This is a genomic window from Streptomyces sp. NPDC002835 (genome assembly GCF_053591995.1).
The window spans coordinates 17,945-37,249 of the sequence record NZ_JBSFUW010000034.1 but is presented as its reverse complement, the minus strand read 5'-3'; the positions used below and the strand labels follow the sequence as shown (position 1 = coordinate 37,249).

Annotated in this window: 19 protein-coding genes and 1 pseudogene; 6 read left to right on the top strand and 14 right to left on the bottom strand. The window is 71.6% G+C overall.

Going from position 1 to position 19,305, the window contains the following annotated elements:
- The first annotated feature begins 146 nt into the window (after positions 1 to 146).
- Positions 147 to 1,490 (top strand): UDP-glucose dehydrogenase family protein, encoded by a 1,344-nt coding sequence (locus ACWD01_RS28775; protein ID WP_451165709.1) that lies wholly within the window; start codon positions 147 to 149, stop codon positions 1,488 to 1,490.
- A gap of 75 nt (positions 1,491 to 1,565) precedes the next feature.
- On the opposite strand, the gene ACWD01_RS28770 is transcribed toward ACWD01_RS28775, so the two are convergent.
- Positions 1,566 to 2,063 carry a CGNR zinc finger domain-containing protein gene (locus ACWD01_RS28770; protein WP_451165708.1) on the bottom strand — a complete coding sequence of 166 codons (498 nt, stop codon included), beginning with the start codon at positions 2,061 to 2,063 and terminating at the stop codon, positions 1,566 to 1,568.
- 86 nt (positions 2,064 to 2,149) lie between these two features.
- Here ACWD01_RS28770 and ACWD01_RS28765 point away from each other — a divergent pair, with 86 nt between their 5' ends.
- Positions 2,150 to 2,524: a VOC family protein gene (locus ACWD01_RS28765; RefSeq protein WP_451165706.1), complete on the top strand. Its 375-nt coding sequence runs from the start codon at positions 2,150 to 2,152 to the stop codon at positions 2,522 to 2,524.
- Positions 2,525 to 2,539: 15 nt separating this feature from the next.
- On the opposite strand, the gene ACWD01_RS28760 is transcribed toward ACWD01_RS28765, so the two are convergent.
- The 4 genes from ACWD01_RS28760 to ACWD01_RS28745 form a co-directional block, all read right to left on the bottom strand.
- Positions 2,540 to 3,682, bottom strand: a complete 1,143-nt coding sequence (locus ACWD01_RS28760) for a membrane dipeptidase (RefSeq protein ID WP_451165705.1) — start codon at positions 3,680 to 3,682, stop codon at positions 2,540 to 2,542.
- 133 nt (positions 3,683 to 3,815) lie between these two features.
- Positions 3,816 to 5,045 (bottom strand): dipeptidase, encoded by a 1,230-nt coding sequence (locus ACWD01_RS28755; RefSeq protein ID WP_451165704.1) that lies wholly within the window; start codon positions 5,043 to 5,045, stop codon positions 3,816 to 3,818.
- A gap of 21 nt (positions 5,046 to 5,066) precedes the next feature.
- Entirely contained in the window at positions 5,067 to 5,588 is a 522-nt protein-coding gene (purE, locus tag ACWD01_RS28750; protein ID WP_451165791.1) for a 5-(carboxyamino)imidazole ribonucleotide mutase, read from the bottom strand.
- A gap of 5 nt (positions 5,589 to 5,593) precedes the next feature.
- Positions 5,594 to 6,787: a 5-(carboxyamino)imidazole ribonucleotide synthase gene (locus ACWD01_RS28745; RefSeq protein WP_451165703.1), complete on the bottom strand. Its 1,194-nt coding sequence runs from the start codon at positions 6,785 to 6,787 to the stop codon at positions 5,594 to 5,596.
- A gap of 109 nt (positions 6,788 to 6,896) precedes the next feature.
- Between ACWD01_RS28745 and ACWD01_RS28740 the strand changes: the two genes are divergently transcribed.
- Positions 6,897 to 7,418, top strand: coding sequence for a GtrA family protein (locus ACWD01_RS28740; protein WP_451165702.1), 522 nt, complete (start codon positions 6,897 to 6,899; stop codon positions 7,416 to 7,418).
- 17 nt (positions 7,419 to 7,435) lie between these two features.
- Here the strand turns inward: ACWD01_RS28740 and ACWD01_RS28735 are convergent, their stop codons facing one another.
- Both ACWD01_RS28735 and ACWD01_RS28730 read right to left on the bottom strand, forming a co-directional pair.
- Positions 7,436 to 8,701: an ATP-binding protein gene (locus ACWD01_RS28735; RefSeq protein WP_451165701.1), complete on the bottom strand. Its 1,266-nt coding sequence runs from the start codon at positions 8,699 to 8,701 to the stop codon at positions 7,436 to 7,438.
- 74 nt (positions 8,702 to 8,775) lie between these two features.
- The gene (locus ACWD01_RS28730; RefSeq protein WP_451165700.1) at positions 8,776 to 9,453 is read right to left on the bottom strand and encodes a response regulator transcription factor; all 678 of its coding nucleotides are present in this window, start codon (positions 9,451 to 9,453) and stop codon (positions 8,776 to 8,778) included.
- Between the two features lie 493 nt (positions 9,454 to 9,946).
- On the opposite strand from ACWD01_RS28730, the gene ACWD01_RS28725 reads away from it, so the two are divergent.
- On the top strand, positions 9,947 to 11,452 hold the full coding sequence (locus ACWD01_RS28725) for a peptide MFS transporter (protein ID WP_451165699.1): 1,506 nt from the start codon (positions 9,947 to 9,949) through the stop codon (positions 11,450 to 11,452).
- Between the two features lie 84 nt (positions 11,453 to 11,536).
- Here ACWD01_RS28725 and ACWD01_RS28720 read toward each other — a convergent pair whose 3' ends face one another.
- The 6 genes from ACWD01_RS28720 to ACWD01_RS28695 form a co-directional block, all read right to left on the bottom strand.
- Positions 11,537 to 12,925, bottom strand: coding sequence for a hypothetical protein (locus tag ACWD01_RS28720; RefSeq protein WP_451165698.1), 1,389 nt, complete (start codon positions 12,923 to 12,925; stop codon positions 11,537 to 11,539).
- A gap of 14 nt (positions 12,926 to 12,939) precedes the next feature.
- Positions 12,940 to 13,950, bottom strand: coding sequence for a hypothetical protein (locus ACWD01_RS28715; protein ID WP_451165697.1), 1,011 nt, complete (start codon positions 13,948 to 13,950; stop codon positions 12,940 to 12,942).
- Between the two features lie 2 nt (positions 13,951 to 13,952).
- Positions 13,953 to 14,699 carry a COG1470 family protein gene (locus tag ACWD01_RS28710; RefSeq protein WP_451165696.1) on the bottom strand — a complete coding sequence of 249 codons (747 nt, stop codon included), beginning with the start codon at positions 14,697 to 14,699 and terminating at the stop codon, positions 13,953 to 13,955.
- Between the two features lie 3 nt (positions 14,700 to 14,702).
- Positions 14,703 to 15,371 (bottom strand): peptidase, encoded by a 669-nt coding sequence (locus ACWD01_RS28705; protein WP_451165695.1) that lies wholly within the window; start codon positions 15,369 to 15,371, stop codon positions 14,703 to 14,705.
- 130 nt (positions 15,372 to 15,501) lie between these two features.
- Positions 15,502 to 16,014 (bottom strand): ATP-binding protein, encoded by a 513-nt coding sequence (locus ACWD01_RS28700; protein ID WP_451165694.1) that lies wholly within the window; start codon positions 16,012 to 16,014, stop codon positions 15,502 to 15,504.
- 186 nt (positions 16,015 to 16,200) lie between these two features.
- Positions 16,201 to 16,569: an STAS domain-containing protein gene (locus ACWD01_RS28695; RefSeq protein WP_451165790.1), complete on the bottom strand. Its 369-nt coding sequence runs from the start codon at positions 16,567 to 16,569 to the stop codon at positions 16,201 to 16,203.
- Between the two features lie 282 nt (positions 16,570 to 16,851).
- Here ACWD01_RS28695 and ACWD01_RS28690 point away from each other — a divergent pair, with 282 nt between their 5' ends.
- A complete protein-coding gene (locus ACWD01_RS28690) occupies positions 16,852 to 17,757 on the top strand; it encodes an RNA polymerase sigma factor SigF (protein ID WP_451165693.1) in 906 nt (301 codons plus the stop codon).
- 184 nt (positions 17,758 to 17,941) lie between these two features.
- A pseudogene (locus ACWD01_RS28685) lies at positions 17,942 to 18,218 on the top strand (DegT/DnrJ/EryC1/StrS family aminotransferase); the annotation flags it as partial.
- A 2-nt stretch (positions 18,219 to 18,220) separates the two neighbouring features.
- On the opposite strand, the gene ACWD01_RS28680 reads toward ACWD01_RS28685, so the two are convergent.
- Positions 18,221 to 19,303 carry a GNAT family N-acetyltransferase gene (locus ACWD01_RS28680; RefSeq protein ID WP_451165788.1) on the bottom strand — a complete coding sequence of 361 codons (1,083 nt, stop codon included), beginning with the start codon at positions 19,301 to 19,303 and terminating at the stop codon, positions 18,221 to 18,223.
- Positions 19,304 to 19,305: the final 2 nt, after the last annotated feature.

Below are 19,305 nucleotides of genomic sequence, written 5' to 3'. Positions count from 1 at the left end.
GTTAAGTATTTCAATTTTAGACGCCCGCTCCGCACAAGGCATACGTGACCTTGGCGACAGCGGCTCCACCTCATGCGGAACCTCCCCCGCAGCCGCCCGGATATGCTCGGGCGCGCACCTCTCCCGCGTCACCACTGGAGCACCCCATGGCCCTCAAGATCACCGTGATCGGCACCGGCTACCTCGGCGCCACGCACGCCGCGGCCATGGCGGAGCTGGGCTTCGACGTCCTGGGGCTGGACGTGGTCCCGGAGAAGATCGAGTTGCTCGCGGCCGGCAAGGTCCCCATGTACGAGCCGGGCCTGGAGGAGCTGATGCGGCTGCACGTGGCCGGGATCGAGGGCTCCAGCGGGCGGCTGCGTTTCACCACCTCCTACGAGGAGGCGGGGGAGTTCGGCGACGTCCACTTCATGTGCGTGAACACTCCGCAGAAGCATGGCGAGTACGCGTGCGACATGAGCTACGTCGACGCCGCCTTCGCCTCGCTCGCCCCGCACCTGAAGCGCCCGGCGCTCGTCGTCGGCAAGTCGACCGTGCCGGTCGGCTCCGCCGAGCGGCTCGCCCGGCTGCTCGCGGAGAAGGCCCCGGCCGGGCAGGACGTGGAGCTGGCCTGGAACCCGGAGTTCCTGCGCGAGGGCTTCGCCGTCGACGACACGCTGCACCCGGACCGGATCGTGGTGGGCGTGCGGAGCGAGCGCGCGGAGAAACTGCTGCGTGAGGTGTACGCGACGCCGCTCGGCGAAGGGTCGCCGTTCGTGGTGACCGACTTCCCGACGGCGGAGCTGGTGAAGACGGCGGCGAACTCGTTCCTCGCGACGAAGATCTCCTTCATCAACGCGATGGCCGAGGTGTGCGAGGCCGCCGGCGGCGACGTCGTGAAGCTCGCGGAGGCCATCGGGCATGACGAGCGGATCGGCAAGAAGTTCCTGCGGGCCGGGGTCGGCTTCGGCGGCGGCTGCCTGCCGAAGGACATCCGCGCGTTCATGGCACGCGCGGGCGAGCTGGGCGCGGACCAGGCGCTCACCTTCCTCCGCGAGGTCGACTCGATCAACATGCGCCGCCGCGGGCACATGGTGGAACTGGCGCGGGAAGCGGTGGGCGGCACGTCGTTCCTGGGCAAGCGGGTCGCCGTGCTCGGCGCGACGTTCAAGCCGGACTCGGACGACGTCCGCGACTCGCCCGCGCTGAACGTCGCCGGTCAGATCCACCTCCAGGGCGGCCAGGTGACGGTCTACGACCCCAAGGGCATGGACAACGCGCGCCGCCTGTTCCCCACGCTGGGCTACGCGGACACGGCGCTCGAGGCGGTACAGGGCGCGGACGTGGTGCTGCACCTGACGGAGTGGCGCGAGTTCCGCGAGCTGGACCCGGCGGAGCTGAAGGAGGCGGTGGCCTCGGCGATCATCCTGGACGGCCGCAACGCGCTGGACCCGGTGGCGTGGCGCGAGGCGGGCTGGACGTACCGCGCGATGGGCCGCCCGCGGGCGTAGCTTCCCCCCACCCCGCCCGTTCCCGAAACCCTGCCGGGGCTGGGGGGCCGGCCGCCCGCGGGGCGGCCGCCGCGGTTATGGCGTGCGGCGGGCGCGGTAGGTGCGCATTTTGGTGCGGGCGCCGCAGACGGACATGGAGCACCAGCGGCTGCGGCCGCCCGGGCTGCGGTCGTAGTAGGCCCAGTGGCAGTCCTCGGCCTCGCACGCCTTGAGGCGGGCCCATGTGCCGTCGGCCGTCGCCGTGGCGATGGCTTCCGCGACGCGGGAGAGGAGCGTCGCGGGGCCGAGGGCGCGGACCGCGGCCGAGCCGTCGGGGGCGATCGCCACGCGCAGGGGTGCGTCGGCCAGGAGCGTGTCGAGGGCGGTCGCCGTGCCGTGGCCGGCGTGGGCGAGGCAGGCCGCGCGGAGTGCCTCCCGGAGGTCGCGCGCCGCCGGGAGGTCGGGCGGGGTGAGGGTGAAGCGCTCGCGGGCCTCCGGCGTGTCGAGGCCGTCCGCGCCGGTCTCGATGTCCAGCGTGTTCACCAGCGCCTCGATCAGCGCGAGACCCCCGGGTGCGGGCGGCCGGTCATTCATGGTTGCGACGTTACCTGTAATACGGGAGCATGCGGTAACCGCGTTACCGGTTGGGAGCAGTTGCCGGTAACTACCGAGGAGGAACCATGAGCATCGGCAAAATCGGCGCCGTCGTACTGGACTGCCCCGACCCCGTGGCCCTCGCCCGCTTCTACGCCGAACTCGTCGGCGGAACGATCGAGGAGGTCGAGGATTACGGGGAGGGCGGCTGGGTGGACCTCAAGGGGTCCGAGGGCGCGGCCCTCGCGTTCCAGGCGGCGCCCGGGTTCGTACCGCCGAGCTGGCCGTCGGGCGACCGGTCGCAGCAGATCCATCTGGACGTGACCGTCGAGGACCTGGACGCCGCGGAGGCCAACGTGCTGGCGCTGGGCGCCACCGTGCTGGAGGCGGAGGACCGCAAGCGGTCCTTCCGCGTCTACGCCGACCCGGCGGGGCATCCGTTCTGCCTCTGCGCCTGCTAGAGCCCGCCAGGGCCGTCAGAGGTCCAGCGCGCCGATGGCCGCCCGTGAGGGCGCCCGGCGCGGCTGCGCGGCGCGGGCGGCGAACTCGGTGCCGCGCAGCACCCGGGCCACGTTCGACCAGGTCAGGCCGGTGACCTCGGTCTCGGACCAGCCCCGTTCGAGCAGCTCCGCGATCAGCCTCGGCACACAGGAGATGTCCTGGAGGCCGGCCGCGTGCGCCAGGCCCGTGTCGTACGCGCCGCTGAGGGCGACGGACTCGGGCCCGGCGATCTCGCGCACGCGGTCGAGCAGGTCGGCGGTCTCGGGGAGCGTCCCGGCGGTGGCCATCACCATGCAGACGCCGTCGTTGGCACGCAGAGCGCGCAGTACGTCGTCCGGCAGGGGCTCCGCCTGGTGCGAGAAAAGCACCGGGGCCCTGGCGACGGAGAGCGTGCGGCGCACGGTGTCGAACGAGCAGCCCGAGAGGTCCACGAGGACGCCGAGCCGGTTCATCTCGCGGACCATCTCGTGGCCGAAGGGCGTCAGACCGCCGCTCTGCGTCCAGCGGGTGCCGGCGAGGGCCACGCTGCGGACGCCGAGCGTGTACATGGCGCGCAGCGCGGCGAGCGAGTCGCCGAGCGCCGTGCCCCCCATCGGGCCGAGGAGTACGGAGATCCGCCCGCAGTTGCGGCTGTCCACGACGTCGTCGGCGCTGAGCGCGAGCCGCAGCCCTTCGGGGCATTCGGCCACGGTGGCCCGTACCAGGTCGATCAGTTCCAGCGTCGCGCCGAGGAAGGAGGCGTCGTCGCTCTCGGCCGGTTCCCGCAGGGACCAGAACTGCGCGCCGATCCCGCCACGCCGCAGCCGCGGGACATCGGTCTCCAGCAGGCTCTCGCCGGCTTCGAGGTCGTACCAGTGCATGCTGCGCAGCACGGGTGCGAGACCGCTGTAGCCGTCGATCAGGGGGTGGCCGCGCAGCAGCCGCCGGGCGCGGGTGAGCGGATCGGCGGCCTCGGGCGCCGACGGCCCCGGCGGTGCCTCCACTGCCTCCACTCCCCCCGGCGCCGGGGAGTCCGGATCGGGAGGCGCGGCCGCCGCGGCCGCGAGTGCGTCGAGATCTCCGTCGAGGTCGTCCAGTTCGACGGTGCTGAGGGACGAGGCGTCGTGCAGATCTGCCATGTGCTGCTCCGGGTTCGCCGGCGAATGCCGTTACGCCGACCGTGGCACGGGAGCAGTGGGGGGTCGCGGCGAATGGTGCGTTCGGAGTACGCGGCCGGGCGCGGCCGCGACGACGGCCGCGCCCCGGGGCAGCTCAGAGCGCGTCGAGTTCCTCGATCGTCACGTTCGACGGGCCGCGGCCGGCCGCCTGGAGGTCGGTGGCCACGTCCTCGGCGGCGCGCAGGACTCGGACCGCGTTGTGCCAGGTCAGTTTGGCCAGGTCGGCGTCGGACCAGCCGCGGTGGAGCAGTTCCGCGATCAGGTTCGGATAGCCCGCGACGTCCTCCAGGCCGGCCGGGGTGAAGGCCGTCCCGTCGAAGTCGCCGCCGATGCCGATGTGGTCGATGCCGGCGACCTCGCGCATGTGGTCGAGGTGGTCGGCGACCGTGGCGGCGGTGGCGACCGGGCGCGGGTGGGCCGCCTCGAACGCCTCGTGGATCTTCATCGCCCGCTCCGTGGTGTCCAGGTGGTGCAGGCCGTGGGCGCGGAGGTTCTCGTCGGCGGCGCGGGTCCACTCGACGGCGGCGGGGAGGACGAACTTCGGTACGAAGGTGACCATCGCGACGCCCCCGTTGGCGGGCAGCAGGGCCAGCACGTCGTCGGGGATGTTGCGCGGGTGGTCGCAGACGGCCCGCGACGAGGAGTGCGAGAAGATCACCGGCGCGACGGAGGTGGCGAGCGCGTGGCGCATCGTCGTCGCCGCGACGTGCGACAGGTCGACGAGCATGCCGATGCGGTTCATCTCGCGCACGACCTCGTGGCCGAAGGCGGAGAGGCCGCCGACACCCGGCTCGTCGGTCGCGGAGTCCGCCCAGGCGATGTTGTCGTTGTGCGTGAGGGTCATGTAGCGCACGCCCAGCGCGTACAGGGCGCGCAGTGTGGCGAGCGAGTTGTTGATCGAGTGGCCGCCCTCGGCGCCCATGAGCGAGGCGATCCGGCCCTCGTCGCGGGCGATCTCCATGTCCTCGGCGCTCAGGGCGCGCACCAGGTCGGCGGGGTAGCGCTCGAGGAGCTGGTCGACGACGTCGATCTGCTCCAGCGTGGCGCTCACCGCCGTGTCACCCGCCATGTCGCTGCGGACGTACACCGACCAGAACTGCGCGCCGACCCCGCCGCTGCGCAGCCGCGGGATGTCGGTGTGGAGCCGGCCCCGCTGGTCGGCCGCGATGTCCATGCGGTCGAGGTCGTAGCGGGCCTTTCCCCTCGCCTCCGGCTGGGGAGACCCCGTCCGCAGTGCCCAGGGGAGGTCGTTGTGGCCGTCGACGACGGGGTGCGCGGCGAGCAGCTCGCGGGCCCGCTCGAGAAGATCGGTGGGGGTGTCCATGGGCTGTTACTTCCCGGCGCTCTACTTGCCGAAGCCGAAGGAGTCCCCGCCGCCGACCTTGGCGCGCAGCCGCTTGCCCTTCTCGGTGGCCTGGTCGTTCAGCTCCCGCTGGAAGTCCTTCATACGGGCGAGCAGTTCGGTGTCGTGCGTGGCGAGGATGCGGGCGGCCAGCAGTCCCGCGTTGCGCGCGCCGGCGACTGACACGGTGGCGACGGGCACGCCGGCGGGCATCTGCACGATGGACAGCAGGGAGTCCATGCCGTCGAGGTACTTCAGGGGGACGGGGACGCCGATGACCGGCAGCGGCGTGACGGAGGCGAGCATGCCCGGCAGGTGGGCCGCGCCCCCGGCGCCGGCGATGATCGCCTTGAGCCCGCGGTCGGCGGCCTCCTCGCCGTACGCGATCATCTCGCGCGGCATCCGGTGCGCGGAGACGACGTCGACCTCGTACGCGATCTCGAACTCGTCGAGCGCCTGCGCGGCCGCCTCCATGACGGGCCAGTCGGAGTCGGACCCCATGACAATGCCCACGACGGGACTCATGCTGTTCACTCGGTGATCGTTCCTCGCAGATAGCCGGCGGCGTGGCGAGCACGTTCGAGCGCGTCGGCCAGGTCGTCGCCGTATGTGTTGACGTGCCCCACCTTGCGGCCGGGCTTCACGTCCTTGCCATACATATGGATCTTGAGCTGCGGGTCCCGGGCCATGCAGTGCAGGTAGGCCGGATACATGTCCGGGTAGTCGCCGCCCAGCACATTGCACATGACCGTCCACTTGGCGCGGGGGCGCGGATCGCCCAGCGGCAGGTCGAGCACGGCGCGGACATGGTTGGCGAACTGCGAGGTGACCGCGCCGTCCTGGGTCCAGTGACCGGAGTTGTGGGGGCGCATCGCGAGTTCGTTGACGAGGATGCGGCCGTCGGCCGTCTCGAACAGCTCGACGGCGAGATGGCCGACGACACCGAGCTCCTTGGCGATGCGCAGCGCCAGTTCCTGCGCCTGGCCCGCCAGCTCGGGTGCAAGGTCCGGTGCGGGCGCGATCACGGTGTCGCAGACGCCGTCGACCTGCTGCGACTCGACCACCGGGTAGGCGACGGCCTGGCCGTGCGGGGAGCGGACGATGTTGGCCGCCAGCTCGCGGCGGAAGTCGACCTTCTCCTCGGCGAGGACCGGGACGCCCGCCTTGAACGGGGCCGCGGCGTCCTCTTCCGTACGGACGAACCAGACGCCCTTGCCGTCGTAGCCGCCCTGCACCGTCTTCAGGATGACGGGGAAGCCGTCGCCCTCCTCCGCGAACGCCGTCACGTCGGCCGGGTCGGCCACGATCCGGTGGCGCGGGCAGGGAGCGCCGATCTCCATGAGCTTGGCCCGCATCACGCCCTTGTTCTGGGCGTGCACCAGGGCATCGGGGCCCGGGCGGACCTTGATGCCCTGGGCCTCCAGGGCGCGCAGGTGCTCGTACGGCACATGCTCGTGGTCGAAGGTGATCACGTCACAGCCGCGCGCGAACTCGACGAGCGTGTCCAGGTCGCGATAGTCGCCGACGACGACATCGCTCACCACCTGGGCAGCGGAGTCCTGAGGGGTGTCACTGAGGAGCTTGAACTTCAGGCCGAGGGGGATACCCGCCTCATGGGTCATGCGGGCGAGCTGACCGCCGCCGACCATGCCGACTACCGGGAATGTCACTCTCCTAGGGTATCCGCCCAGCCGGCGGGCCCTTCCTTCCGTATGTTCCGACAACCGTTGTACCGCGCGTCACATCGGTCCCACGGCTCCCGGGCGACTCGGAGAGCCGCTGGTTAGCATGGCGAATACGACGATGCCGATCTGATGAGGCTGGGCTCGCACTATGGGTGAACGAGGCGGAGGGCTGCGCGGGCAGCTGCACCAGCTCGTCCGGGAAGCGGCGAAGTTCGGCGCGGTCGGCGGGGCGGGGCTGCTCGTCAATCTCGCGGTCTTCAATCTCCTGCGGCAGGTCACCGACATCCCGGTCGTCCGGGCGTCGGTCCTCGCGACGGTCGTCGCGATCGCGTTCAACTACGTGGGCTTCCGGTACTTCACCTACCGCGACCGGGACAAGAGCCGCCGCACCCGCGAGCTGTCGCTCTTCCTGCTGTTCAGCACCGCGGGTCTGGTGATCGAGAACGGCGTCCTCTACACGGCGACGTACGGCTTCGGCTGGGACACCCCGCTGCAGAGCAACATCTTCAAGTTCCTCGGGATCGGCGTCGCGACGCTGTTCCGGTTCTGGTCGTACCGCACGTGGGTGTTCCGCGCGCTGCCGCCGAGGGGGTCCGCGCCGCAGGCGGAATCGTTTCTCGGCCAGCGGCGACCGGAACCGGAACCGGTGAAGGACCCCGTCGGGCGCTGACATGCGCCAACTTCCGGCTATCTGACCGGCGGCTTCTCGTCCTTGCGCTTCTTCGCCACCCGGCTCAGGAAGAGCGCGAACACCGGCGGGTGCTGCTGGAGGAGCTCCAGCCGGCCGCCGTCCGCCTCCGCCAGGTCGCGGGCGACCGCCAGTCCGATGCCGGTCGAGTTGCGGCCGCTGATGGTCCGCTCGAAGATCCGCGCCCCGAGATCGCTGGACACACCGGGGCCCTCGTCGGTCACCTCCACCACCGCCTGGTTGCCGGTGACCCTGGTGCGCACGGCGATGGTGCCGCCGCCGTGCATCAGCGAGTTCTCGATCAGCGCCGCGAGCACCTGGGCCACCGCACCGGGCGTGCCGACGGCCCGCATACCCTGCCGGCCCGAGCAGACGATGGCCCGGCCGGCGCTGCGGCAGACCGGGCGCCACTCCTCGAGCTGCTGCTTGACCACCTCGTCCAGGTCGAAGGCGACGGCCGAGCCGGTGCGCGGGTCGCGGGAGTTCGTCAGCAGCCGCTGGACCACGTCCGTGAGCCGCTCCACCTGGGTGAGGGCGATGCTCGCCTCCTCCTTCACGGTCTCCAGGTCGTCGGTGACCGTGATCTCCTCCAGCCGCATCGACAGCGCGGTCAGCGGCGTACGGAGCTGGTGCGAGGCGTCCGCCGCGAGCCGGCGCTCCGCGGTCAGCATCCGGGCGATCCGCTCGGCGCTGGCGTCGAGCACGTCGGCGACCCGGTCCAGCTCCGGCACGCCGTAGCGGCGGTGGCGGGGCCGCGGATCGCCGGAGCCGAGGCGTTCCGCGGTCTCCGCGAGGTCGGTGAGCGGTGAACCGAGCCGGTGGGCCTGGCGCACCGCGAGCAGTACGGCCGCGACGACGGCGAGCAGCGCCACCGCGCCGATGATCAGCAGGGACCGGCCGACCTCGCGGTTCACGGAGGAGCGGGACTCCTCCACGGTGACCGTGATGCCCCGCTCGCCCTCCGCCGTGCCCCGGATGACGCTGCCGGTGGGCCGCTCGCCGATCTCGATGGTGCCCCGGCCGGGGACGCGGACCTCGGCGTAGCGGGTGATGTCGCTCTGCTCGGCGAGGATGTCCGGATTGACCGGCTCACCGCCGACCTGCCGGCTCTCGACGATGCTCACCAGGCGCAGCGCGTCGGAGTCCACGCTCTCCTGGGCGCTGCTGGTGATGGTCCGCGTCTCGACCAGGACCAGGGACACGCCGAAGACGGCGATGACGACGAGCACCACGGCGAGCGTGGAGGTGATCAGACGGCGGCGCATGGTGCCCGGCCTTCCTGGGGGCCTGGGGATTCTGGGTTGACCCGGGGGTCAGTGTCGGGTCAGGACTTCTCGGGTCAGGACTTCTCGAAGCGGAAACCGACACCGCGCACCGTGGCGATGTAGCGGGGGTTCGCCGCGTCGTCGCCGAGTTTCTTGCGCAGCCAGGAGATGTGCATGTCCAGGGTCTTGGTGGACGACCACCAGGTGGTGTCCCAGACCTCGCGCATCAGCTGTTCACGGGTGACGACCCGGCCGGCGTCCCTGACCAGGACGCGCAGCAGGTCGAACTCCTTGGCCGTCAGCTGGAGTTCCTCCTCGCCCATCCAGGCGCGGTGCGACTCGACGTCGATCCGCACTCCGTGCGTGGCGGGCGCCGGGACCGGCTCCGCGGCGCCGCGCCGCAGCAGGGCCCGGACCCGGGCGAGCAGTTCGGCGAGACGGAACGGCTTGGTGACGTAGTCGTCGGCGCCCGCGTCGAGGCCCACGACGGTGTCCACCTCGTCGGCGCGTGCGGTGAGCACCAGGATCGGGATCGAGTACCCCTCGGCGCGCAGCCGTCGGGCGACCTCCAGCCCGTCCATGCCCGGCAGCCCGAGATCCAGCACCACGAGATCCACCCCGCCCGCGAGCCCCGCGTCGAGCGCGGCCGGGCCGTCCTCGCGCACCTCGACCTCGTATCCCTCCCGGCGCAGGGCGCGGGCCAGCGGTTCCGAGATGGACGCGTCGTCCTCGGCGAGCAGTACACGGGTCATGGGCTGATGGTAGTCCGCGGGACCCCGCCCCGTGGCTGGATCATGAGGACCTGTGCCTATGGGGTGCGATCCTGGTTGACACCTTCGATTCAGGGCAAGCGGTTCCATATTTACCTGTGATCCACCTCTCAAGTCCCGTCATATGCGGCAGTGTCCCGCAGTGTCATGTCGTATGGTGGCGAGACGCCCGTAGTACGACCGGGGACCTTTGGCTGCCTTGCGCACCAGGGGTCTCTTTGCTGTGCCGAGGCCGGGGCCCGATACCGTCTGAGCCGTTTCGAGCCCGGCCCGACGCAGTCAATGACCTGTTGGCCGGGCTCCGGGTGCGATTCGGCTTCCGGGGCGTGGATCCCGGTGCGGACCGTTCCCAGCCTCCGAATCCGCGGAGGAGCCCCTGAAAGGCGTGGGGGTGGACCGCCGCCGGTGCCGGCCTCCCCCCACCGGGCGCGTGCCGCTCACGAAGCGCCGCGTCCCGAACAAGCAAGGATCGACCATGGCGTCCAGCCTGACGAAGGACTCCGCCAGTACCCCTGGCAGCGACAAGACCTTCTTCGGCCACCCCCGCGGTATGGCCACGCTGTTCATGACGGAGATGTGGGAACGCTTCTCCTGGTACGGGATGCGCGGCATCCTGGTCCTCTATCTGGTCGCGGGTGTCCTCGACGGACCACTGGCCGGCCGTGAGGCCCTCGCAGCCTCCATCTACGGCGTCTACAACGCCGTCGTCTACATGGCCGCCATGCCCGGCGGCTGGATCGCCGACCGGCTCTGGGGCGCGCGCAAGGCGGTGCTCGTCGGCGGCATCGTCATCGCCCTGGGCCACTACACCCTGGCGATCCCCTCGGACGCGGCGTTCTTCGCCGGCCTCGCGCTCATCGCCGTCGGCACGGGTCTGCTGAAGCCGAACATCTCGGCCATGGTCGGCGGCCTCTACGAGGGCCAGTCCAGCGCCCGCCGCGACGCCGGTTTCACGCTCTTCTACATGGCGATCAACATCGGCGGCATGGCCGCCCCGCTGGTCGTCGGCTACCTCGGCGAGAACGTCAACTGGCACCTCGGCTTCGCCGTCGCCGGTGTCGGCATGACCCTCGCCGTCGTGCAGTACGTGCTGGGCGGCCGCCACCTCGGCGACATCGGCAAGCAGCCCGGCACCCCGGCCACGCCCGAGGAGAAGCGCGCGGTCCTGCGCAAGGTCCTGCTGTGGACCGGGATCGCCGTGGCCGCTCTGCTGGCCGACATCGTGATCGGCACGTACGACATCGAGCACATCGTGAACGTGCTCGCCCTGCTCGGAATCGCCGTTCCGGTCATCTACTTCGTGGCGATGTTCCGCAACCCGGCGCTGACCGCGCAGGACCGGCCGAAGATCCAGGCGTTCGTCTGGTTCTTCGCCACGGCCGTGCTGTTCTGGATGATCTACGACCAGTCCGGCTCGCTGCTCACCCTGTTCGCGGACGGCAAGACCGACCGCATGATCGGCGGCTGGGAGTTCCCGGCGTCGTGGTACCAGTCGGTCAACCCGGCCATGGTCATCGTGCTGGCCCCCGTCTTCGCCACGCTGTGGGTCAAGCTCGCGCAGCGCAACCGCGAGCCCAGCACCCCGATGAAGTTCGCCCTCGCGATGCTGCTCATCGGCGGCTCCTTCGGGATCATGGGCCTGGCGGGTGCCGCGGCCGCCAACAGCGACACCGGCAAGGTCACCGTCTTCTGGCTGCTGAGCGTCTACCTCGTCCAGACCATCGGCGAGATGTGCCTGTCCCCGGTCGGCCTCTCCCTGTCGACCAAGCTGGCACCGAAGCAGTTCGTCGGCCAGATCATGGGTCTGTGGTTCCTGGCCACGGCGACGGGCAACGCCCTGAACGGCTGGACCACGAAGCTCAACAAGCCGCTGGGCGACGCCATGTACTACTCGCTGTGGGCGGTCGTCGCCGTCGCGGCGGGACTCACGTTCATGACGGCGGGCCGCCGTATCCGCGCCCTCATGGGCGACGTGAAGTAGCAGCCCGTGCGGTACTGATACGCCGCTCACCGGTCCGGCCCGGCACGCCCCACGCGTGCCGGGCCGGACCTGTTTCCCGGCGCGTCAGCGCGTACTGTGCAGCCGCTGCCACGGGGTGAAGGTGAACACCGCGCCGCCGAGCAGGATCACCGTGCCGGCGACGAGGGCGAGGGCGCGCAGGGCGCCGGTGTCCGCCGCGCCGGTCTCGGCGAGGCCGCCGCCGGAACTGCCGCCCGCACCGCCCGAGGTGCCGCCCGACGTGGACGTGCCGCCGCCGGTGCTCGTGCCGCCCGCCGCGCCGCCCGGCTGGGCCGACGTGTCGAGCTCCAGGGAGACCGGGACATCGGCCGGCGGAGTGCAGGTCGTGGTGGTGCCGAGCGCCTCGACCGTGAGGACGCCCGGGCTGAGCGTCGCCCTGCCGGTGGCGCCCGGCTTGTACGTGCCCGTGAGGTCCGGGATCTCGATGGGGTCGCCGGACTTGATGGGTTCCTTGTTGGTGGGGCCCTCCACATGGACGAAGCCCTTGTCGGCGCCGCCCAGTTCGACCTCCATGGAGGGCTTCACCGAGTCGGCCGGGATGTCGGCGGGGCTGTCCATCACGGACTTGGAGAACTTCACGGTCAGGTCGTAGTTCCCGCCGTTCTTCCTGGCGTCGATACGGACCGGGGAGACGGCGTTCTTGTCGCCGATGGGGGTCTTGCAGGCGTACGCGACCTCGACCTCCTTGCCCTTGAAGTCGCTCGGACCAGGGTCCGAGGGGGCGGGGTCGCTGGGCGCGGGGTCGGTGGGGGTCGGTTCGCCACCGCCGGAGGCGGACCCGCCGGAGGCCGTGCCGCCCGACGAGCCGGTGCCGCCGGAGGAGCTGGTGCCACCGGAGGAGCTGGTGCCGCCGGAGGAGCTGGTGCCGCCGGACGTCGTCGTGCCGCCCGAGGTCGTACCGCCGCCGCCTTCCGTCACCTTGATCGTCGCGCCGACCTGGACCGTCTCCTTCGGCGCGCACTTGGTGTCCGTCGAGATCGGCTTCGAGACGTTGATGGCGTACGCGCCCGGTGTCAGCGTCACCTCGCCCGCCTTCTCCAACTTCAGCGTGGCCTTCATGTCCGGCAGGATCATGGGGCTGTTCTTCGGGATCGGCGGGTTCTGGCGCGGGCCCTCCATTTTCAGCTCGCCGCTCGCCGCGCCGCCCAGGGCGATCGTGCCGGTCGGCTTGACCGTGTCCTTCTGCAGGTCCAGGACGTCCGGGTTCCTGGACGCGGCCTGGACGGTCTGCCACACCACCTCCACCTCGTCCCCCACCTTCGCCTCCGCGGGCGCGTCGATCCGCACCTTGGTGGTGCCCTGCACGGGCGGCAGGCCGGAGATGGGCGGCGGGATGCACTCCGTCGCGTACGAGACCTCGGCGGCCTGCGCGGGGCTCGCGGCCAGCAGTATCCCCGCGCCGCCGAGCATCAGCGCGACCCCGGCCGCGCTCATCCTCCGTTGCGTACTCACGAATGTCCCTTCGTCGTGGGTCGGTTCTCTGACGGTGCGGAGTCAGGGACTTGCGGTGCCGTCCCGGGCGGTGGCGCCCGATCCGGTACGGGCGCGGGCGCGGTACGGGCGTGGCGCGGCCGCGGCGGGCGGACCTTGTCGACGACGGCCATGCCGATACGGAACACGGCGGCCGGCACGACGAGCGCGAGCAGGACCCAGAAGATCGTCACGCCCCACGGCACGGGCACGCCCCACGGCTGCTCCGCGAGGACCTTCCCGCCGTACTTCACGGAGATCGAGTAGTCGCCGTGCGCCCCGGCCGCGAGCTGCACCGGCAGCTCGATCCGGGCCTTCTCGCCCGGCTTGATCGTGCCGCGCCACTGCTGCTCCTCCCACTGCGGGGCGAACACGCCGTGTGCCGTGCCGATCTGGAACACCGGGTCGCGTACGGGGCCGGTGCCGAGGTTGCCGACGGTGAACTCGAAGGTCCGGGCCGGCGGGGCGCCGAAGAAGACGAGGAGTCCCGATTCGCCCTCGAGCCGGGTCGTGCTGAGCACGGCGAGCCTGCCGCCGCCGGTCTGCTCGGGCAGCGGGGCGGTGGGGTGCCCGGCCACGACGAACTCGGCGTCCACGACCTGCTGTTCGCCCGTGACGGTGGCGACGTGCACCACGCACGGGCACGGCACGGGCGGCTCCGCGACCGGGATCTTCTTGCTGAACGAGCCCTCCGCGTCGGTGGTGACGGCGCGGCCGTCCCCGTTGGCGCAGGAGTTGGTGCCGCCGATCACGCCCTGGCCGGGGGTGGCCCGGCCGCAGATCAGCATCATGAGGAGGGTGCCGGGCCGCCAGTGGGCGCCGCTGACGGTGAGGTCGCCGCCCTGGCCGGCCTGGGGCGCGGAGAGCCGCACCTCGGGTGGGGGCGGGGCTGCGACGGCGGGCGCGGTGGCGGCGAGCAGGAGCAGGGCGGCGACGGCGGCGCTCACGCCCCGGCGTACACGTACAGGTCCAGGGAGAACGTGAAGCATCGTCAGCCTCCTGCTCTCTTGGCGCGGCGGCGCAGCCACAGAGGTACGGGCAGCAGCAGAAGCCCGAGCACCGGAAGCAGGACCGGCCAGGGGACGAAGGTCCGCGAGATCGCCGACTCCGCGCGCACCCCGCCCGCCGCCGTGGCCCGCACCCGGAGGTCGACGGCGTCCAGCGCCGGGGCGTCCCACCGCTCGGAGAGCGAGACCCGGCTCGCCGGCGGCAGGGGGCCGGGCTCGCGGGGCGGCCGGGCGGCGGGGCCGGTGAGGAACCCGTCGCTGTGGAGGGCCACGCGCGGCGACAGGGGCGTGTTTCCGCGGTTGACGAGCGTGTAGTGGACGGACCCGCCGGAGTACGACACGTCCTCGACCGTGAGGGCCGGGACCTTCGGGCCGCTCACCCGCAGATGGATGCGGATCGGCTCCGACCGGCCGCCGGCGGACGCCGTGATCGTCGCCGTCTGTTCGCCGGGCGGTGTGTCCGCGGGGACGGTCACCGTGAAGGGGACCTCCGCCCGGGTGCGGGCCGGGATCGTCACCCTGCCCGCCGCGAGGGCGATCCACGGCGTCGGGGCGCGGGAGGCCCGCAGGTCCACGGTGAGCCGCCGCGGGCCCGGGTTGACGACGGAGAACCGGTCCTCGAGGACCGCGCCGGGGCCGCCTTCGAGATACACGTACTCACGCCCCGGCTCCCAGCCGGCCGTGGGCGGCGGCGCGGCCAGGGCGAGTACGAGCGCGACGGCGGCCCGCACGGGTCAGCCCGCGGCCCGGCCGTGTGCGCCGCCGCGCCGGGTCAGCCACAGGACACCGGCCGCACCCGCCAGCAGAACCGTTCCGCCCAGTGTGCCGAGCGCCATCGCCGAGTCCAGTGGCCCGGTCTTGGGGAGCTCAGAGGGGGGCGAGGAGCCCGCCGCGCCGCCCGCCGCGGTGACGTCCAGTTCGAGGGAGGGCCCGGGACTGTTCTTCGGCGTACACGTCGTGGTCGTGCCGAGCGCCTTGATCGTCAGCACGCCCGCCGTGAAGGTGACCTTGCCGCTCTTGGCCGGCTTATACGTACCGGAGAGATCGCTGATCCGGATCGGCGTCTCGGCGGGCACGGCGGCCGCGTTGGGCGGGCCCGAGACCCGGATCTGCCCGGTCTCCGCGCCGCCGAGCTCGATGACCGCGCTCGGCTTCATGGCGCCCTTGCCCAGTTCGACCGGGCTGGAGGAGACGCCCTTGCGGAAGGACATCGTGATCTTGTACGCGCTGCCGCTCTGCACGGCCTTGATGTCGATCGGCGAGACCGCGCCCTTCGGGCCGATCGGCGTCTCGCACTGGTAATCCACGTCGACGACGGCGGCCTGTGCGGCGGGGGCGGCCAGCAGCACCACCGGGCACACCGCCGCTGCCAGCGCGAGAGCTGTTCGTTTCCGGTGCAACACGTCGGGTCCCCTCGGCCGCACGGTAACTGACGACACATCAGATCGGCCGCCAAGGTACGCCGGAGCCCGTGGGGAGGGAAGACAAAGAGCACGCCGTATCGACGTGCTCCACCGGAGATCCGGGAAGCCCTCACGCGGGCGCGGCAAGCTCCGCCCACACGGTCTTGCCCGGCGACCCCGGAGTCCTCATGACGCCCCAGTCCATACAGAGCCGCTGGACGATGAACATCCCGTGCCCGCCGGGCCGTCCGGCCCGGTGCGGGGTGCGCGGCGACGGCTGGCCGGTGCCGCGGTCGACGACCTCGAGGCGCAGCATCTTGCCGTCGCAGCCGACGCGCAGCTCCTCGGGCCCCTCCGCGTGCAGGCAGGCGTTGGTGACCAGCTCGGAGACGACGAGGAGCACGTCCTCCGCGGCAGCCCTCCGGTCGGCGGTCGCGGCGGGCAGCCATCCCCAGTCGTGGAGTGCCTGCCGCGTGAAGTCGCGGGCGAGCGGGACGATGCCGCTCGCCGCACCCAGGGCAAGCCTGCGCACGGCACCGCCGGCGACCCCCGGGGACTCCGGGGCGGGTACGGCCGGTGCCGCGCCGGCGCCACCCGGCTCGGGGCCGAGGTCGCCCGGCTGCTGCTGCCGGGTGGTGCTCATCAGCGCTTCACCTCACCGATTCACCGATTCACCGATTCACGAGATCGCCATGGCTCAAGTAGCAGTTGCTGTACGCAGAGTGCTGGGCGTTCAACGCTCTGCGGGGTTCTCCTGCCCGACCGAATCGTGACAACACCCACGTAGTCCACTCTGCCCGCGTGACACAGGCAACACAGGACCGGTCGGTCAGTTGACCAGCGCGTCCTCGAGGGAGTCGTGCACGGTGAAGACCGCCTCGGCCCCGGTGATCTCGAAGACCCTGGCCACCACCGGCAGCATTCCGGCCAGATGGACCCCGCCGCCGCCGGCCTCGGCCTTCAGCCGGGCTCCGAGCAGCACGTTGAGCCCGGTGGAATCACAGAACTCGAGCTGTGAGCAGTCGATGACCAGGCGTACTCTTCCCTGCTCGATGGCCTCCTCCAAGGGCACACGCAGCAGGTCGGCGGTGTGGTGATCGAGCTCACCCGCCGGTTTCACAATCTCGCTGCGCCCCTCGGTCCGAACGTCGACCTGAAGCCGGCCCCGATTCACGCTGCCGACCGTCTCGCGGTCCATGCCGTCCCTTTTCGCCGTGTCGTTCACTGCGTCGTCCACCGTGTCCTGCATCACGTCAGACACCGTCGACGGACAGCGCTGACGTCCGTCGAACCCTACGCCCTACCTGCGCCTCTCGGTAGCCGAACTAGCCGACAATAGGGACAACCTGCAGATATGCCACTTGCGATCGTCACTGCCGACCGGGTAGGGCTAGTAGGGACACAACCAACACGACCGGCTTTGGAGGCGCCGCTCACCGCAGCAGCATGTATGGGCATCGGCAGCCATATGCCGAGAACGATGGAGGAGACCATGTCACCCCGGCTCGACGCCACGGGCAACCCCCACGCGCCGTCGACACTGTCCACCCCCACCGACGAGATGGCCGCGGAGCCGCAGGGCCTGGACGGCCTGCCCGAGATCCCGCCTTTCGAAGAGGTGGGAGCGGTGGACGCGCGAGAACTGTCCAAGACGCTCTTCGCACGCCTCGCCTCCCTCGAGGAGGGCACCCACGAGTACGCGTACGTCCGCAACACTCTGGTCGAACTGAATCTCGCGCTCGTCAAGTTCGCCGCCTCCCGGTTCCGCACCCGCAGTGAACCGATGGAGGACATCGTCCAGGTCGGCACCATCGGCCTGATCAAGGCGATCGACCGCTTCGAACTCACCCGGGGCGTAGAGTTCCCCACCTTCGCGATGCCGACGATCATCGGCGAGATCAAGCGCTTCTTCCGCGACACCAGCTGGTCGGTGCGGGTCCCGCGCCGCCTCCAGGAGCTGCGGCTCGACCTGGCCAAGGCCGGTGACGAGCTCTCCCAGAAGCTGGACCGCGCGCCCACCGTGGACGAGCTCGCCCAGCGCCTCGACATCGGCAGGGACGAGGTCGTCGAGGGCATGGCGGCGAGCAACGCGTACACCGCGAGCTCGCTGGACGCCCAGCCCGAGGAGGACGACTCCGAGGGCGCCCTCGCCCACCGCATCGGCTACGAGGACCACGGACTGGAGGGCATCGAGTACGTCGAGTCCCTCAGGCCGATGATCGCGAGCCTCCCGCCGCGGGACCGCAAGATCCTCTCCCTCCGTTTCGTCGCCAATATGACGCAGTCCGAGATCGGTGAGGAGCTGGGCATCTCGCAGATGCACGTCTCCCGGCTGCTGTCCCGCACCCTGAGCAGGCTCCGCAAGGGCCTCACCCTCGAGGAGTGAGCGGGGGAACCCGCTTCAGGCGCCCGCCGCACCGGCCTCCAAGGGCCCGTTCCGTCAAGGAATGGGCCCTTCCGCGTTATGACGGGTCAGTCCTGATCAGTCCACACTGACCCGGGGCAAGTGGGGGGAAGCACATGGCTCTTGGGGAGGCTGCCCACAGGCGCACGCACCGCTCGAAGAGCTGATGCGACGGCGTCTGGGCAGAGAGCGCCTGTACGTGCCGTCGCGCCGTCTCGGGCTCTACGTCGCGCTGCGCCACTGGTGCCGGCCCCGCGACCGGGTGCTGATGTCGCCGGTCAACGACGACGTGATCTTCTCCGTGGTGCTCGCGGCCGGACTGCGCCCCGTAGAGACCCCGCTGCGGGCCGACGACGGGACGATCGACGTCGCGGCCGTCCCCGACTCCGTGTGGCGGCCTGTCCGCCGTCCTCACCGCCGTACGCCCGGACCGCCCCTGCCCCCGTCAGCGCCCGCCCCGCAGCCGGGCCGCCCCGTTCAGCGCCCGCCGGGCCCGCGCGGCGAGCCGGGGGTGGTCCCGTACGAACCCGTGAGCGCGGCGCACCGGTTCGCGGCCGAGCCAGTACAGGCCGGCCAGCGCGCCCGGCCGCAGCGTCGTGCCCTCGTGGACGCGCAGCTCGCCCGTCTTCAGGGCGTCCTTGTACTCGGCGGCCCCCCGCCCCAGGTCCAGCAGCGCGATGCCCTCGCCGGCCGCGGCCTCCGCCATCCGCAGGTGCAGGACCAGCCCCGGCGAGTACTTGGCGAACTCCGGGTCGTACGCGGGGAACCAGCAGGACAGCACGGTGTGCGAGCGCAGTCCGAAGTGCGCGGCGACCGGCCGGCTCCCCGCGTACAGCACGGAGAGCACGCCGCGGCAGCCCCCGGCCCCCGGCGACTCGTGCAGCCGGCGCACCAGGGCGCTGATCCAGCGCTGGGCGAACCGGTCCCGGCGGCCGGTCCTGCGGTACTGGGCCGACTTCCAGGCCATCAGCCGGCGCAGCGCGGCCGGGTCGCGCTCGTCGAAGACGAACCGCACGCCGCCCGCCTGCCGTTCCAGCCGGCGTTCCTTGGCGAGGGTGGTCCGCAGGAACTTGGGCGAGTGGTCCCGCAGCCGCCGCTCGTAGGCCGCGTATCCCGCGCCGACCTCGATGACGGGCGAGCCGAACCCCTCGGCGGCGTCCGGCTCGAAGAGCTTCTGGCCGGCCTCCAGGTTGTCGAACTCCCAGGTGGCCAGCGAGCAGGCCCGCAGCAGCTCACGGGGGTCGATGCCGAGACCGGGCCGCAGCACCGCGCCCTGGCAGTCGGACACCCCGAGCCCGATCGCCCGGCCCTGCCCCAACGGCCCCTGCTCGTACGGGAAGAACCCGGCCGCTTCCCCGCCCTGCCAGAGCACGGCCACCCGGGCCCGCGGCCGTACGCGGCCGACGGCGAGGGTGAACTCCGGTTCCATGAACGGGTTCGCGGGCGTGCCGGTCGCGGCGCGCAGCTCCCGCCACGCCTCCGTGTGCCCAGCGCCCAGCTCCCCCGGCGTCACGACCTTGATGCGCACAT

Coding starts and splice junctions, on each gene's coding strand:
- ACWD01_RS28720 (WP_451165698.1), bottom strand. CDS start 12,925: ATGAGCGCGGCCGGGGTCGCGCTGATGCTCGGCGGCGCGGGGATACTG.
- ACWD01_RS28715 (WP_451165697.1), bottom strand. CDS start 13,950: ATGCTTCACGTTCTCCCTGGACCTGTACGTGTACGCCGGGGCGTGAGC.
- ACWD01_RS28725 (WP_451165699.1), top strand. CDS start 9,947: ATGGCGTCCAGCCTGACGAAGGACTCCGCCAGTACCCCTGGCAGCGAC.
- ACWD01_RS28765 (WP_451165706.1), top strand. CDS start 2,150: ATGAGCATCGGCAAAATCGGCGCCGTCGTACTGGACTGCCCCGACCCC.
- ACWD01_RS28730 (WP_451165700.1), bottom strand. CDS start 9,453: ATGACCCGTGTACTGCTCGCCGAGGACGACGCGTCCATCTCGGAACCG.
- ACWD01_RS28690 (WP_451165693.1), top strand. CDS start 16,852: ATGGAGGAGACCATGTCACCCCGGCTCGACGCCACGGGCAACCCCCAC.
- ACWD01_RS28770 (WP_451165708.1), bottom strand. CDS start 2,063: ATGAATGACCGGCCGCCCGCACCCGGGGGTCTCGCGCTGATCGAGGCG.
- ACWD01_RS28760 (WP_451165705.1), bottom strand. CDS start 3,682: ATGGCAGATCTGCACGACGCCTCGTCCCTCAGCACCGTCGAACTGGAC.
- purE (WP_451165791.1), bottom strand. CDS start 5,588: ATGAGTCCCGTCGTGGGCATTGTCATGGGGTCCGACTCCGACTGGCCC.
- ACWD01_RS28740 (WP_451165702.1), top strand. CDS start 6,897: ATGGGTGAACGAGGCGGAGGGCTGCGCGGGCAGCTGCACCAGCTCGTC.
- ACWD01_RS28755 (WP_451165704.1), bottom strand. CDS start 5,045: ATGGACACCCCCACCGATCTTCTCGAGCGGGCCCGCGAGCTGCTCGCC.
- ACWD01_RS28775 (WP_451165709.1), top strand. CDS start 147: ATGGCCCTCAAGATCACCGTGATCGGCACCGGCTACCTCGGCGCCACG.
- ACWD01_RS28700 (WP_451165694.1), bottom strand. CDS start 16,014: ATGAGCACCACCCGGCAGCAGCAGCCGGGCGACCTCGGCCCCGAGCCG.
- ACWD01_RS28735 (WP_451165701.1), bottom strand. CDS start 8,701: ATGCGCCGCCGTCTGATCACCTCCACGCTCGCCGTGGTGCTCGTCGTC.
- ACWD01_RS28695 (WP_451165790.1), bottom strand. CDS start 16,569: ATGGACCGCGAGACGGTCGGCAGCGTGAATCGGGGCCGGCTTCAGGTC.